The 15208-nt window shown below is 62.1% G+C and carries 14 protein-coding genes; 8 read left to right on the top strand and 6 right to left on the bottom strand.

Translation table 11 applies throughout. From position 1 onward, the window contains the following. The first annotated feature begins 45 nt into the window (after positions 1–45). The 7 genes from CVS30_RS08570 (at position 46) to purN (ending at position 7077) form a co-directional block, all read left to right on the top strand. Positions 46–858 carry an ABC transporter ATP-binding protein gene (locus tag CVS30_RS08570; protein WP_110484903.1) on the top strand — a complete coding sequence of 271 codons (813 nt, stop codon included), beginning with the start codon at positions 46–48 and terminating at the stop codon, positions 856–858. Positions 859–923: 65 nt separating this feature from the next. Next, entirely contained in the window at positions 924–1382 is a 459-nt protein-coding gene (locus CVS30_RS08565; RefSeq protein ID WP_110484902.1) for a hypothetical protein, read from the top strand. A 168-nt stretch (positions 1383–1550) separates the two neighbouring features. Further along, positions 1551–3227, top strand: a complete 1677-nt coding sequence (locus tag CVS30_RS08560) for an acyl-CoA dehydrogenase family protein (RefSeq protein ID WP_245934513.1) — start codon at positions 1551–1553, stop codon at positions 3225–3227. Between the two features lie 88 nt (positions 3228–3315). After that, positions 3316–4206, top strand: coding sequence for an alpha/beta hydrolase family protein (locus CVS30_RS08555; RefSeq protein ID WP_110484939.1), 891 nt, complete (start codon positions 3316–3318; stop codon positions 4204–4206). Between the two features lie 579 nt (positions 4207–4785). After that, a complete protein-coding gene (locus CVS30_RS08550) occupies positions 4786–4989 on the top strand; it encodes a cold-shock protein (RefSeq protein WP_038467205.1) in 204 nt (67 codons plus the stop codon). A 249-nt stretch (positions 4990–5238) separates the two neighbouring features. Next, a complete protein-coding gene (locus CVS30_RS08545; protein WP_245934512.1) occupies positions 5239–6480 on the top strand; it encodes a cell division protein PerM in 1242 nt (413 codons plus the stop codon). Between the two features lie 33 nt (positions 6481–6513). Beyond that, positions 6514–7077, top strand: coding sequence for a phosphoribosylglycinamide formyltransferase (gene purN, locus CVS30_RS08540; protein WP_110484900.1), 564 nt, complete (start codon positions 6514–6516; stop codon positions 7075–7077). A gap of 56 nt (positions 7078–7133) precedes the next feature. Here the strand turns inward: purN and CVS30_RS08535 are convergent, their stop codons facing one another. The 6 genes from CVS30_RS08535 to CVS30_RS08510 all read right to left on the bottom strand — a co-directional run bounded on the left by CVS30_RS08535 (position 7134) and on the right by CVS30_RS08510 (position 13352). Beyond that, positions 7134–7757 carry a DedA family protein gene (locus CVS30_RS08535; RefSeq protein WP_110484899.1) on the bottom strand — a complete coding sequence of 208 codons (624 nt, stop codon included), beginning with the start codon at positions 7755–7757 and terminating at the stop codon, positions 7134–7136. Between the two features lie 208 nt (positions 7758–7965). Continuing rightward, positions 7966–8271: a hypothetical protein gene (locus CVS30_RS08530; RefSeq protein WP_110484898.1), complete on the bottom strand. Its 306-nt coding sequence runs from the start codon at positions 8269–8271 to the stop codon at positions 7966–7968. Between the two features lie 83 nt (positions 8272–8354). Further along, entirely contained in the window at positions 8355–9707 is a 1353-nt protein-coding gene (locus tag CVS30_RS08525) for an MFS transporter (RefSeq protein ID WP_110484897.1), read from the bottom strand. Continuing rightward, positions 9704–10816 (bottom strand): serine hydrolase domain-containing protein, encoded by a 1113-nt coding sequence (locus CVS30_RS08520; protein ID WP_110484896.1) that lies wholly within the window; start codon positions 10814–10816, stop codon positions 9704–9706. The genes CVS30_RS08525 and CVS30_RS08520 overlap by 4 nt, the downstream gene beginning before the upstream one ends. 16 nt (positions 10817–10832) lie before the next feature. Next, positions 10833–11774, bottom strand: a complete 942-nt coding sequence (gene murQ / locus CVS30_RS08515; protein WP_220033892.1) for an N-acetylmuramic acid 6-phosphate etherase — start codon at positions 11772–11774, stop codon at positions 10833–10835. 30 nt (positions 11775–11804) lie between these two features. After that, positions 11805–13352 carry a glycoside hydrolase family 3 protein gene (locus tag CVS30_RS08510; protein WP_245934511.1) on the bottom strand — a complete coding sequence of 516 codons (1548 nt, stop codon included), beginning with the start codon at positions 13350–13352 and terminating at the stop codon, positions 11805–11807. Between the two features lie 77 nt (positions 13353–13429). Here CVS30_RS08510 and purH point away from each other — a divergent pair, with 77 nt between their 5' ends. Next, the gene (gene purH / locus CVS30_RS08505; protein ID WP_110484895.1) at positions 13430–15097 is read left to right on the top strand and encodes a bifunctional phosphoribosylaminoimidazolecarboxamide formyltransferase/IMP cyclohydrolase; all 1668 of its coding nucleotides are present in this window, start codon (positions 13430–13432) and stop codon (positions 15095–15097) included. Positions 15098–15208 lie beyond the last annotated feature (111 nt).

The following is a 15208-nucleotide window of genomic DNA, read 5'->3' as shown; positions in this document are numbered from 1 at the left end:
GATTCTCTGGGGCTGCGCTTGTGTCACTAGAAGGAACTATTTTTCATGACTCAAAGTCTCAGAACCGAGCAGGCAGGTGAGCTTGTGGTCTCCGCCGCCACTTTGGGGTACGAGAAAAAAGTCATCTCTGAGAATCTGAGCCTTGCAATCCCCAAGGATTCCCTGACCGTCATCATCGGCCCGAATGCCTGCGGGAAGTCGACGTTGCTGAAGTCCTTGGCGCGGGTCCTGACACCCTTTGACGGTCAGATTTTGCTGGACGGGAAGGCGCTGGATCGCTTCCGTTCCAAGGACCTCGCCAGAAGGCTGGGCTTGTTGCCTCAGACCGCTACGGCGCCCGAGGGTATCCGTGTTGCTGATCTGGTGTCACGGGGACGGTACCCGTATCACTCTCCCTTGAAGCAGTGGAGCGTTGCAGACGACGATGCGGTCAGGTCCGCGATGGCGGCCACCAGAATTACGGATCTGGCCGAACGATCCGTAGACGAGCTCTCCGGCGGGCAGCGCCAACGTGTGTGGATCGCGTTGTTGTTGGCTCAACAGACCCCCTTTATGCTGCTTGATGAGCCGACCACCTATCTGGATATCGCCCACCAATATGAGGTGTTGGAACTCCTGCAGGGGCTGCATCAAGACGGCAAAACAGTGGTTGCCGTTTTGCACGACCTCAACCAAGCCGCCCGATACGCCAGCCATTTGATCGTCATGAAGGATGGAAAGGTTGTGACGTCCGGGGCGCCGGGCGAGATCCTGACGAGTGATCTGGTTGAAGAGGTTTTTGGCCTGCCTTGCGTCATTGCGGAGGATCCGGTGACGAAAACTCCGGCCGTGTTCCCACTGCTGAAGAACCGCATGTAAGCCGACTGCCTCGGCGACGTTACGGATACGGAGGCCATCGGATTCCTGGCGGATAAAGTGGAGTCATGAAGATTTACGGTTCGAATATCCCGTTCCGTGTCCCAGCCCGAACCTTTGTCATCGACGGATCCGTGGCGCATCCGGTACTTCCATTTGTGCAGGTGCTGGAGAAAGAAAAGTTCCAGGTCACCTCGGAATCTGGGGCTAACCCGATCAGGCTGCACTTCGGGTCCCTGTGGAGGGACTTTTTGTCATTCGGTTCCATCCCGGCCTTCATGCTGCCGGAGAAACTTCAACGCTGGGAACTGCACATTGACGTGCTGATCGATGTTGAACGTGATGAACGCGGTAACCACGCCGTGACCATCACCGGCACCAGTTTCCCCGCACGCGGCAATGACTTCCTTTTTCGCGAGGTTGCCAAGGCGGCCGACGCGTTCGCCCGGAGCGGGCAGCTGCTCCACTGGACCGATTACTTCCAGGGAGACCCCAAAGCGGTGAAAGCTAAGGTAAAGAAAAAGTAGCTCAGGGCTTGCGGATCAAATTGAGTGGCGTTTCTCAACAAATAGTTCCCGAGTTTCAGCGATTTGTTTCCATTGAAACGGAAGTAGTTGTCACTGAAAAGTTGAGAAACACAGTGACATGAGGAGCAACAAGATCCTTGCCCTTGACGCTAGGCATAGCCTGTAGACATGACCGCCATCGACGCCGGCATGCCCGACGAACCCCACACTGCCAGCTCGTCAGCAATTCAAGAGAAGCACCGCGTGCTGAACCAGCCGCCGCCTCGCGTTGATGTCAACGAATACACGCTGAACATTCCGCTCCGGGATTATCTGCGCTCTGTAGGCGAAGCTGACGGCGATGGAACACTCGAAGTCAGCGGCGCCGTCGTGGGTTCGGCTCAATTCCAGGACGACGCCCGGCTGGCCCACAAGAACCCACCCATCTTGCGCACACACAGCAAGTACGGGCATCGGATTGACGAAGTTGAGTACCATCCGGCGTACCACCGGATCATCGGTGCGGCTGTGGCGGCGGGTGCTCACACGTCCGCATGGGAGGCTCCTGGTCGGGGCGCCAATGCGTTGCGTGCGGCGCAATTCATGCTGTTCGCGCAGGTTGAGCCCGGCCATGCCTGCCCGATTTCCATGAGCCATGCAGCTGTCGAGTCCCTCCGGTTGGCGCCGGATCTGGCGAAGGAATGGCTGCCGCGACTTTATTCGCGCCAGTACAGTCCAGAGTTGGCAGCGGGCAAGCCCGGCGCGCTGTTCGGGATGGCGATGACAGAGAAGCAGGGTGGCTCGGACGTCCGGGCCAACACCACGCGTGCCGAAGCCAGCGGTGCCCATCATCTGCTCACTGGCCACAAATGGTTCTGCTCCGCGCCCATGTCCGATGCCTTCCTCGTCCTAGCGCAGGAGGATGCCGGGTTGGGCTGTTTTCTGATCCCGCGCGTCCTGCCCGACGGTATGCGCAATACCTTCCTGCTGCAGCGCCTCAAGGACAAAGCGGGTAACCGGTCTAATGCGTCAGCTGAAGTCGAGTTCGCCGAAACTGTCGGTTGGCGGATCGGCGAGCCCGGCCGCGGCGTGCCATCCATCATGGGCATGGTGGGTCAGACTCGACTGGACTGCATTCTCGGCACGGCAGCCGGGATGCGCCAATCGGTGGCCGAGGCAGTGTGGCACACGCGGCATCGTCAAGCATTTGGGGCGCGGCTCGTAGATCAGCCCGCCATGACCAACGTTTTGGCGGACCTGGCGCTTGAGTCTGAGGCTGCCACCGTAGTGAGTATGCGCCTGTCCCGTGCCTTCGATATTGATGCTGGCCCCTCCGAAAAATCATTTCGTCGCCTCGCCGCCGCGGTCACCAAATATTGGGTGTGCAAGCGTGGCCCCAACCATGCCTATGAGGCCATGGAATGTTTGGGTGGCAACGGCTATATCGAGGACTTCCCCCTCGCCATGCGCTACAGGGAGCAACCGGTTATGGCGATCTGGGAGGGGACAGGCAATGTCATCGCCCTTGATGTGCTGCGGGCCATGGGTACGGAACCTGAATCTGTGGACGCATTCTTTGCCGAGCTGAGGCTGGCGTCGGGTGCCGTGCAGGTCTTTGACGACTTTGTAGCGGAGCTCCGCGAAGAAGTGGCTGTGGTCGAAAAGGCTCCACAGGAATTTGCCGGTCAGGCTCGAAACCTCGTGGAGCGCATGGCGCTGGCACTGCAGGCATCGCTGTTGATCCGATTTGCTCCGGCAGCCGTGTCCGATGCGTTTGTTGTCTCCCGGCTGGGAACTGGCCGATCATTCAACTATGGCGGCCTCCCGTCGTCGTCCGATCTTGCGGGGATATTGGAGCGGGCGTAAGGCGGCCGATATTCCCGAGTCACCTGCCTGTGAGCGGTGCCGATGAAATGTACAGACAAATCTGAGTCGGGAGCCTATCGTGTTACTCATGAGTAACAAGGTGAATGATCTGGTGAGCTGCACTGATATCTCTATTGCTTCCCGGGGTGGTGGCACAATTCGTGGGACTGTGCGGACGCCGTCGGGCATGGAACCTCGAGCCCTCGTGGTGATTCATCCCGCCACAGCTGTTCCGGAGCGGCTCTATTCGGGATTTTCCGAGTATTTGGCGGAGCGGGGATTCGTCGTGCTGAGCTACGACTATCGCGGCACTGGCAGGTCAGGTTCGCCGCGTCAGAATCGTGGGATGCGGATGCGCGATTGGATGGACCAGGACGTTCCGGATGTCGCGGAGTGGGCGGCGCTGCGGTATCCAGATGTGCAGCGATTCGCGATCGGTCACAGTGTTGGTGCGCACGCCTTGGCGCTTGGGTCCGGGATCCACGGTGTGAGTGCCATGGTTTCAATTGCCTCGCACGCTGGAGTGACGGCGACGGTTTCCGGTTCGGTTGAGCGTGCCAAGGTCTGGCTCGTGTTGAATGTGCTCGGTCCGCTGGCGGCCAGAGGATTGGGATACGTTCCCGGACGCAGGATGGGCCTCGGTGAGGATATGCCTGCGGCAGCCATGTTGGAATGGAGCCGATGGTCACGCTCGCCCGGCTACTTCTTTGACGACCCCACGATGCGGGCGGGGGAGCGGGCTGCTCAGGTTACGGTGCCCATGCTCTCTATTGGCTTTAGTGACGATCCCTGGGCCACACCGCAGCAGATTGAGGCTATTACTGACCATATGACGCAGGCCGATGTGGAGCGGCGAACGTATTCTCCGGCGGACTTCGGCGTCCCGTCTATCGGACACATGGGTTTCTTCCGCCGGGGACTTCGCGATGGCCTGTGGCCCGAGGTGGCGAAGTGGCTTGAGTCGAGAATGACTGAGTGACGATCGCTCCTATGCACAACTGTCTGTCTGTATATAGGAGCGGCAAATACGTTCGGGTTGCCCTGGACAGGGCGGCCGATACGCCGGGTTTTGTCTTCGTCGTCAAGTCAAGGCGAATAGCTATGAAGGGTCAGGAGTAGGAGTATCTCCTGATTGCACCACGCTCTCACCCGCCTTCCTGACTGTATTACTTAGGGAAGTGTTGGTGAGATGTGCTGGGAAAGCGGTCCCGCCGTCGAACTTTCTTCTTTTACGTAACTTTGCGGCGACATGCCCGGTGAACAAATCGTAAACAATGAGTGACATGTCGCAAGTGACCATGGAAAACCCGCTGAATCTAGGCGATCTTTTTCAGTTATCTGAACCACAATGAATATTTTGTGACGCACCTCTCAGTTTTGACTGGCACAGCCTCCTTAGGCATGTATACTTGTTCGTAGTTGTAGTGTTGCGTTTTTTGTAGTTGAAGCAACAGCTTCCCTCGGGGAGATGTTGCTTGTTCTGGAGAAGCGGACTTACACCGTACACGGAGGCCCGAAGGTCGGGCGGAATCTCCAACTTCAGAAGGAAATAGAAATAATGGCAACAGGTACCGTCAAGTGGTTCAACGCTGAAAAGGGCTTCGGCTTCATCTCTCCCGATGACCAGTCACAGGATGTTTTCGCACACTACTCTGCGATCAACTCCTCGGGCTACCGCTCCCTCGAAGAAAACCAGAAGGTTTCCTTTGATGTTGAGCAGGGTCCCAAGGGTCCTCAGGCAGTAAACATCCAGGCTATCTAATTCTAAAGAAATCGTGCGGGTAACCGTGCAAATTCTTTAGCCTTTAGGGCTTGAGCAAATAAGGTTCGGTTTATACCGGGCCTTATTTGTGTTTAACAGGCCTTTGTCAGCAAGCCCACGGGTGCCGGTCGTCCGGCAGGCGCCCGCGATGTGGCACCATTGAAGACGATGAACAGCAAAGCGGTAAAGCCCCAGCGCGACGGGATTCCCATGCCGCTTTGGCTGCAAGGGGCATTCGAGTCTGCCCAAATGTTTGTTATCTCCGCCCTCATCGTGGCCATTCCCTTGGCGGCGACGTGGCTGAGTGGAGGGTTCGCCCAACAGGATGGGGCCGTCGTGGCCCGCTTGGCCGGGCAGATCTGGCTCCTAGGTCACGGTGTCCCGCTCAACCTCACAATGGGCAGCGGTCCCAGTTCGGCCTCCCTTGAAACGGGAGTCTTCAGCCTGCTGCCACTTGGCCTGGTGCTGGTGCCGTTCTTCCTCTCGTGGCGAGCCGGACGGCGTCTTGCCCGGGCGTCCTATACCGACCAGCTCTGGCAACCCCTCATGGGGGCTGCCATTGTGTACGCCGCCGCAGGGTTGGCTACCGCTTTTATCTGCAGCGATCCCGGGATCAGTGCGCCGCTTCTGGCGGCGACTTTCATTCCCGTTATACCTGCCGGTGCTGGCCTGATTGTGGGTGCGCGACTTGAAGCTGGTTCATGGAGCCGGCTGGTAGGTATGAGCGCGGCTGACTGGATTGAGAAGACCAGTCAAGACCAGCGCTGGGCGGGATCCTACGTCTGGACAGTGGTCCGTTCCGGCTTTGTGGCGGCCATGGCGGCTCTGGCGCTGTCGGCCTTGATGCTCGCGATCAATCTCATGGCGCGCTGGGCCGACGTCGTTGCCGTGTATCAGGCACTGCGCCCCGGCATCATCGGCGGCTCTGCCCTGACAGTGTCCCAGCTGGCCTTCATGCCGAACTTTGCCATCTGGACACTTGCCTGGGTTGGTGGCGACGGTTTCCAGCTCGGCGTCGGCTCCTCGGTCTCACCGTTGGAAACATCGGTAGCCCCTGTTCCGCCCATTCCGATTCTTGCTGCCCTGCCCACCGGCACCCTGACCTGGGGCTTCGCGGCCTTGTTGATTCCCATCATTGCCGGTGTCTTGGCTGGTTGGTGGTTTGTCCGCGAGGGTGAGAACCACTTCGACGAGTGGCTGTCCCTGAAGGTCCGCTTCCGCTGGCTCTCTCTGCCCGGCTCCACGATCGTCCTCGGTGCCGTCATTGGCCTGGCCGGAGCTGCCTTTAGCTGGGTCCTGTTTGCTCTGGCTCACGGATCCGCCGGCATTGGCCGGCTCACCGACATTGGCCCCGATCCGCTCAGCGCTGCCCTGTGGGTCGGTGCGGAGATCGGCATCGGCGTCATGTTGGGCTCGCTGGCTGGCCCCTGGCTCGAGGGCGAGCATGAAGGAATGCCGCTGCTGCGCCGTCGTGAAGACATCGCCGAATAGGGCTCGCCGCCGCTTACCCCTAAAATTAATTCCATGCGAATAGTTGTCTTAGTCTCCGGTTCTGGTTCCAATCTTCAGGCTGTCCTCGACGCCGTAGCCGCGGGCACCTTGCCTGTCGAGATCGCCGCTGTGGGTGCCGACCGTGCCGATACTTATGGCATCGAGCGCGCCGCGGCTGCTGGTGTGGAGACCTTCGTGGTCAACTTCAAGGATTTCGCGAGCCGCGCCGAGTGGGATGCGGCCCTCCTAGAGACCGTTGCCGCCTACGCTCCCGACTACGTCATCTCCAGTGGTTTCATGCGCATTGTTGCCCCGAGCTTCATCGACGCTTTTGCCGGCCGCTACGTCAACACCCACCCCGCGCTCCTGCCCGCCTTCCCCGGTGCTCACGGCGTCCGCGATGCCATGGCTTACGGCGTCAAGGTCACCGGCTGCACGGTTCATTACGCCGACGCCGGAGTGGACACGGGCCCCATCATTGCCCAGACGCCCATCGCGATTCTGCCGGACGACACCGAGGAGACCCTCCACGAGCGCATCAAGGTGGCCGAGCGCGAGCTGCTCATCAAGGTTCTCGGCGATCTGGCCGCGGCCTAGCCTTAACGTACTGTGCCCCGGGGAGATTCTCCCGGGGCACAGTTGCTTAAAGATTGTTAAAGCGCGACGGCGGGATCAGGCTTGTCGGTCTTGCGGTCCAGTAGCCACGTGGAGACTCTTCCAACGAGCCAGCCGAGGATGATCGAGGCGCCGATGGCGATGAGCACGGCGACTTGCGTGGAGATATTCGGCCAATGGCGGGTCAGCATGCCTACCCCTACGGCGTACATCGACCAGATGAGGCCCGAGACCAGCGAAAAGACGGTGAAGGCTCGCAACGGATAGCCGGCCACGGTTGCGGCGATATTGGACGACAGCCTGCCCAGCGGGATGAACCGCGAGGTCAGCATGAACATAAAGGGGCGCTGACGCAGGCGCCGGGTGGCGGAATTGACGGCCCGTTCCCGCCGTGCGCCACGGTTGGAGCCCCACCGGGTATGTCCCACGATCTTGGTAAACCAGTACGTCAGCAAGTCACCTGCCAAAGCGCCGAGCACCATGGCCACGACGAGGAGCGGGGGGAGCGGGCCGCCGTCGGCTCCCGCCAAGGCGCCCAAAGCCACAAAAACCGTGGTGCTGGGGACCGGTGGAATGAAGGCCGACACCATGACAAAACCGCCGCCGACGATATACACCCAGACCCCATCTAAAACTTCAGGGTCAAAGGCTACGAGTTCCATGATGTCCTTGTCAGTGCGGGAGATGATAGAGCCATTTTACGGGGGTCCAGCATCCCGCACTCCACCCGCCCCTCCCCGGATCTGTGTGCTTCCGTGATGCGCGGAGCGCAATCGAATCTGTGTGGCAGTTGTTGCGCATTTAAGCGGGAAACCGGCCATTTATGGTAACAACTGCTATATAGATGGGGAGAGGAAGGGGAGAAGCCGGCTACTTCTTCTTGCCCCGGCCAAACACGAGGGACGCCGCGGCGGTTGCTGCCGTCACGGTGTACACGGCCGGCCAGGCGCCCAGCTTCTTCGCCAAGGGGTGCGAGGCGCCAAACGCCACAACATAGGTGGTGGTGAGGGCAATGGCCGCACCGGTTCCGGCGTTCTTCTTCCAGCCCAGGAAGGCAGCTGCGCCGGCGGCAGCCAGCACGGCGCCGCCTAGCTGGCGATTCTTCGTGGCTCGGGCAGTTTGGTATCCGCCCAACAGGCCGGTGGTCGCAAGGGCAGTGGGAAGCAACGCGCTCATGAGATTCCTTAGTTTTGGCAACACATTGTCAGTATCAGCGTAGCGCCTGAAGTTCGGGGAATGCTGGGAGCGCCATGCCCGCTCTAGTCCAGCGCAGCACCCTTGGTTTCAGGGGCCGCGAGGGCCATCCAGATGACGGCCAAAAGCACTAGACCACCCGTCAGGGCGAACGTCAGCGGCAAGCCAAGCACCGGCCACAGCAGGGAACCGAAAATGAGCGGCACCAAACCTGCCCCAACGCGGGACATCGTCGACGCCCAGCCGAAGCCGGTGGCTCGCAACTCGGTGGGGTACAGCTCGGAGACGTAGGTGTAGAGCACCGGGATCGCCACCTGAATGACAAAACCAAAGACCAGCAGCCAGATCTGCGCGGCAACAGGGGCATCCAGCACCAGCGCAAAGATGACCAACGACAATGCCGCCAGCGGTCCCGTGATGGCGAGGATCCATTTACGGCCAATGCGCTCCACGAGCAGCGCCGCGGCCACCACACCCAGCAGTCCGATGCCCGTCATGGACGCCGTCGCCATGAAGGCCTTGTTTTCGGCATAACCTGTGGACACCAGAATGGAGGGCATCCACGTCAGGGCGCCGTAGTACACCAGCAGGATCGTCAGGAAGAGCGACCAGGCCACGCCCGTGATGCGCCAGTTGAACCGCCATAGGCCTGCGAGCTGATCGGTGACCTTACCCAGTGAGAGCTTGGGCGCATCCGCGGGATCGGGCAATTTCCACGGCCCCACCGTGGCTCCGGTGCGCTCGATGAGTTTCTCGATCACGGCCTTGGCCTCGGCCGGCCGCCCCGCGCGCACTAGGAACAAGGGCGATTCCGGGACGCCAACCCGTACCCAAAACACCAGCAGCGCCGGCAGCACCATGACCAGCATGAGCAAACGCCAGTTGCCGAACGAGGCCATGAGTACGGCCGAGACCACGCCACACAGCGAGGCCCCAATGGGCCACCAGGCATCCATGGCCGTCAGCACCCGACCGCGATGCTTGCGCGGCGTAAACTCGCCCACGAGTGCATAGTCCACGGGTATGCAGCCGCCCAAACCAAAGCCGGCCATGAAGCGGAACACGCAAAACAGCACGATCTCATTCGACACGGCACCCAACACCGTGAAGAGGGAGAAGATCAGCAGCGTCAGCGTGAACGCCTTCTTGCGCCCGATGATGTCCGCGATCGAGCCCCACGCAAAGGCGCCCACGGCCATGCCGATCAAATTCGCCGTGCCGATCCACGCCGCCTGCCCCGGGTGCAGCCCCCATTCCTTGGATAGCAGCGGGATGAGGAAGCCGTTGAGTGTCACATCCCAGGCGTCAAACATGAAGCCGAGACCGCCGATCAGGAAGATGCTGCCCTGCACCCGCCAACGCCAGGGCAGGTCCTGCACAATGCGGTCGCCGGTCATGACGGCGGTGGGAAGGCTCATGGGGTGTTCCGTTCGTGGGTGAGGTCTTGTCTCAATTGTGCAGCAGCAGAATGCACGACGTCGGACACCGCCTTGCGTAAGTTCGTCGCGTCGTCCCCGTCCCGGCTCGGGTATATCCGGTTGCTCAGGAGTGCGATGACCACCTCCGAATCTCGCTTCACCAGCAGCGAGGTCCCGGTGAAGCCGCCGTGTCCGCGGGCCGCAGTTCCGTGCGTCCCCATCCACGGTTGTTGGTTGATCCGCAGACCTAGCCCATGTTCGAAGCCTGGTGCCTCCGGGGTGAAGTGCTGGCCCAGCATCTCAGGGAGCTGACTGCGCCACATCTCCGCGGCCAGCGAGGCGGATAGGATGCCGGGCAGCCCCGCACCCAGCGCCGTACCAAAGACGGCCAGGCCCCGCGCCGTGGCAAACATTCCGGCGTTGCCGCTGAGCCCGCCCAACGACCATGCGGCCTCGTCATGTACCACGCCCTGCACCAGCCCGCGGCCCAGCCCGGGCTGAAACTCCGTGGGAGCGCAGCGGTGCCACGGGGGAGCGCCGGTGATCTCGTGGGTAGGCAACTTGTCGAGCACACGGCTGCTGACGAGCTGTGCCCAAGGGGTCCCCATGACATGTTCAGCCAAGGCCATGATGGTGTTGAAGCCCGCGCAGGAGTAGGCAAAACGCATCCCCGGGTCGGCCTCGAGCTCGGTCGAGAGCAGATCGGCGAGCAACGCCTCCCGCTCAAATCCGCGTCCCTCCGATAACGCCGCGTGCCAGCCACGCCATTCCGAGGGTAGCCCCGAGGTGTGCGTCAGTAAGTGCCGCAGCGTCACGGAACTCTTGGCGCCCTGTGCATACTGCGGCAGCCACGTGCCCACGGGGGTATCGAGCTCCAGCACCCCGTCGTCCACGAGGCTCAGGGCCGTCACGGTCGTGAAAAGTTTCGTCACCGACGCCAGATCAAAGAAGGTGTCCGGCGTAGCCTCCCCGGCGCTCAACACCTCCAGCTCCTGCCCGCCAAGGACGACGGCGCAACTCACCGAGGGTGCCACACCCCCAGCAACGGCGTGGTTCAGGAGCGCTTGCACAGCGTTACTGGTGTTGCGGAAAAGCTCAGAGGGAGTCATAAGGTGCGTGCCGCCGTCATGCGTTGCTGGCAGCGGTGATGGCCGCTGGAAGGAAGCCGCCGTTCTCGGCCAGGAGCGCGGAGGCTTGCTCGGCTGGCAGCCCCGTCACGATGGCCAGGAGTGCGGTTTTGACGTGACCGTCGGCCGCTGCCAGAGCCGCGGTGGCCGTGGCAGCATCACAGTCGGTGAGCTGCATGAGCGTGCGCTCGCTGCGGGCATGGAGCTTGGCGTTCGTGGCGCGCAAATCCACCATGACGTTTTTATAGGTTTTGCCGAGGCGGACCATGGCGAGCGTGCTGATCATGTTCAGGACCAGCTTTTGGCAGGTGCCCGATTTCAGCCGTGTGGAACCTGTGAGGAACTCCGGGCCGAGCTCAATCTCGAGTGCGGTGTCGGCGGCCGCGCCCAGGGGTGAGTTGTTATTGCAGGCGAAGCCCACGGTGTAAGCGCCCCGGGCCTTGGCGGCGTTGATGGCCGCGATGACGTAAGGGGTGCGACCGGACGCGGCCAGGCCGATGACCGAATCGTTTTCGGTCAGCTCGAGGGCGGCCATATCAGCGGCGCCGCCCTCCTGGCTATCCTCGGCATTCTCCACGGCCTGATTGACGGCTGCGCGGCCCCCGGCGATGACACCCACCACGAGGGAGGGATCGGTACCAAAGGTGGGTGGGCATTCGCTCGCATCCAGGATGCCCATGCGGCCGGGGGTTCCCGCGCCTACGTATATGAGCCGGCCGCCCCGGGACATGCGGGCAGCGACCTCGTCGACAATGGCCGTGATCACGGGGATCTGCCGCTCAATGGCCTGCGGCACCAGTGCATCCTCGCCATTCATGGCCGTCACGAGCTCCGTGGTGCTCATGGCGGCCAGATCCGGATAGCGGAGGTTCGAGGATTCCGTGACGAGCGCGCCAATCTCCTGGCGGACGTGGTTGATATTACTCTCGGGGGTACTCAAGGGAACTCTTTCCTACGGGGACGGTAAGGACTAGGCGGTTTCGAGCACACGCACCACGGCCTGCGCCGTGACGCGGCTGAAACCATGGGCATGAATCGTGGCGGTGCTGCTCGGGGTCTCGGGTGCGAGCCCGGCGTTGATGCAGATAGCGTGCGGGGCAACGGAGAGGGCCAGCTCCAGGGTGTCCTGCTGCTCCGGGGCCGCCAAGGAATCCGTCAGCACCAGCACCGTGCCCTGCGATTGCATGAGGGACACCTCCAGCTCAGCGCTGGACAACTCGGAAGCATGGAGGGAATCCAGCGCATAGTGCGCCAAGGCTGTCGCGAGGAAGTTCTCCGTGGGACCGGCCGCCATATTGTGACCCGTGCGCGCATCGAGCAAGGTGACCCGGCCAGCGCCGCTCAGCACGGGGCGTTTGCCGAGCGAGTCTGTGCGGCAGGCGCGGGCCGAGACGGAAACCCAGTCGACGTCGTCGTACTTTTCCTGAGCCGCTAGCTGTTCTGGCGAGGCGGGGGAGAGGTCCCCGGCAGACCACTGTGCCAAGGCCTGCACGCGAGCTGCCGCCCGGCGCAGCGTCTCCTGGGGGAGCCGGCCCGAGGTGACGGCGGTGAACAGGGCGTCGTACACCTCCACGTAGCACGACTCGTCATCGCGCCCCGTGGTGTATGCATTGAGCGGATTGCCCACACAGAGCAGGTCGTTGCCGGCCAGGAGCGCTAGGACGGCACCCTCGCCCGGACCCACCGTGGCCCGCACCGCCGCCATATCCAAGGCATCGGTGATCAAGACCCCCTCGAATCCCATCTCACGCAGCAAGGCGCTCGCCGCCGGGTTCAGGGTGGCCGGAGCCTCGCCCAGCTCGGGGATGATGATGTGCGCGCTCATGACGGCGGCAACTCCGGCCTGCACGGCGGCCTGGAACGGCGGGAGGTGGTGGTGGTGCATCTGATCCATGCTCAACTCAACGCGGGCCACGTCCATATGGGAATCGGCCACGGTGTCGCCATGGCCCGGGAAATGCTTGGCGCACGCGGCGACCTTGAAATGCTGGATTCCGGTGACGGCGGCGGCCGTGTGCGCGCTAACCAGCTCGGTATCGGCACCGAAGGCCCGCACGCCGATGACGGGATTACGAGGATTGGTGTTGACGTCGGCCACCGGCGCAATGGTCAGATTGATGCCGGCGTCTCGACACAGGCGGCCAATCGCCCGGCCGGCCGCCTCGGTGGTGTCGAGCTCGTTGAGTGCACCCAGGACAGCGGCGCCGGGAACACTAGAGCCGTCGCGGGCCTCCAGACGTGTAACATTTCCGCCCTCTTCATCCACGCCAATCACGGCCGTCGGATTGGCGGCGCGGAGCTCGGCAGATAATGCAGCTACCTGCCCGGGAGTCTCGGGGTCAATATTGTGAGAGAAATATACGACGCCGGCCAGCCCGTTTGCGAGGGCCCTCACGAGCCACTGGGGTGCGGTGGTGCCCACAAAACCCGGCAGAATAACCGAGTTGATGAGGCGTTGGAGGTCGGCGGGATGGTCCGTCACAGAAGGCTGTGCGTGGCGAAGATCACTGGATGTCATAAGGGAGATCATACCGGCGTGGATGTGACATAAACTTTATAGAGTCGCCACCTTCGATCCACCTCTGGAGTATTTCTGTGACCAGCGTTCCGCTTAACCGCGTTCCCCTTCGCCGAGCTTTGATTTCGGTTTACGACAAGACCGGTTTGGAGGAGCTGGCCCGCGGCCTGCACGCCGCCGGTGTTGCCATTGTTTCCACCGGTTCCACGGCCTCAAAGATCGCCGCAGCCGGCGTTCCCGTCACCGAGGTTTCCGAGGTGACTGGTTTTCAGGAGTGCCTCGACGGCCGTGTGAAGACCCTGCACCCGCTCATTCACGCTGGCATCTTGGCTGACCGCCGTCTCGAAGACCACGTGCACCAGCTCGAAGAAATGCACATTGAGCCCTTCGACCTCGTCGTGGTCAACCTGTACCCCTTCGTTGACACCGTGAACTCCGGTGCCGGCCAGGACGCCGTTGTTGAACAGATCGACATTGGTGGCCCCTCCATGGTGCGTGCCGCTGCGAAGAACCACCCCTCCGTTGCCGTGGTTGTTGACCCGGCCCGTTACGGCTCCGTCATTGCCGCCGCGGCAGAGGGTGGTTTCACCCTCGTTGCCCGCCAGCGTCTGGCCGCAGCAGCTTTCGCCCACACCGCTGCCTACGACAACGCTGTTGCCGCCTGGACCTCGGCTCAGTTCCTGGACGAAGACGGCGATGGCATCATCGACTGGCCGTCCTACGCAGGCTACTCACTGGAACGTTCAGAAGTCCTGCGGTACGGGGAAAACCCGCACCAGCAGGCAGCGCTCTATGTTGATAAGGGTGCTCCCGCCGGCATTGCCCAGGCCGATCAGATCCACGGCAAGGCCATGAGCTACAACAACTTCGTTGACGCCGATGCCGCGCTCCGTGCAGCCTTCGACTTCGATGAGCCGGCCGTTGCCGTCATCAAGCACGCCAACCCGTGCGGCGTTGCGGTGGCTTCCCCGGATGCCGTTGACCCGATCGCCGACGCGCACGCCAAGGCGCACGCCTGCGATCCGCTCTCCGCTTTTGGTGGCGTCATCGCCGCTAACCGCACCGTCACTGCAGGCATGGCCCGCACCGTGGCTGGCATCTTCACCGAGGTAGTCATCGCACCGGACTTCGAGCCCGAAGCCATCGAGATCCTCTCCAAGAAGAAGAACATCCGCCTGCTGGCTCTGCCGGAAGGTTACGGCCGCTACCCGGCAGAAGTTCGTCAGGTCTCCGGCGGCATGCTGGTGCAGATGTCGGACAAGGTTGACGCCGACGGCGACAACCCCGCCAACTGGACCCTCGCCGCGGGCGCCGCAGCCGACGAGGCCACCTTGGCCGACCTCGCCTTCGCCTGGACCGCTGTTCGCGCAGCCAAGTCCAACGCCATCTTGCTCGCCAACAACGGCGCAGCCGTGGGCATCGGCATGGGCCAGGTCAACCGCGTTGACTCCTGCAAGTTGGCCGTGGAACGCGCCAACACGCTCGGTGTTGTTGTGGAGTCCGATGTTGACGCAGCCGGCGGTGCCGCAGGTGCCGAAGGCGTTTCGGCCCAGCGCTCCATCGGCGCCGTCGCCTCCTCCGACGCGTTCTTCCCGTTCGCCGATGGCCTGCAGATCCTGCTCGACGCCGGTGTCCGCGCCGTCGTCCAGCCGGGTGGCTCGGTGCGCGACGAGGAAGTTATTGCGGCCGCTAACGCTGCTGGCATCACCATGTACTTCACAGGTGCCCGCCACTTCTTCCACTAATCCCCGACGCCGCATCACTTTACGGCGGTTATTGACGGACGCCGCATCACTTTACGGCTAATAGTTGCCAACGCTCCCTCATATTTTCTTGTGAGGGAGCGTTTGGTTTAA

Origin of the sequence: Arthrobacter psychrolactophilus (genome assembly GCF_003219795.1) — a bacterium.
GTDB classification, from domain to species: Bacteria; Actinomycetota; Actinomycetes; order Actinomycetales; family Micrococcaceae; genus Specibacter; species Specibacter psychrolactophilus.
Note: the sequence above shows the minus strand (reverse complement) of the source record. Positions and strands in the feature narration are given on the sequence as shown.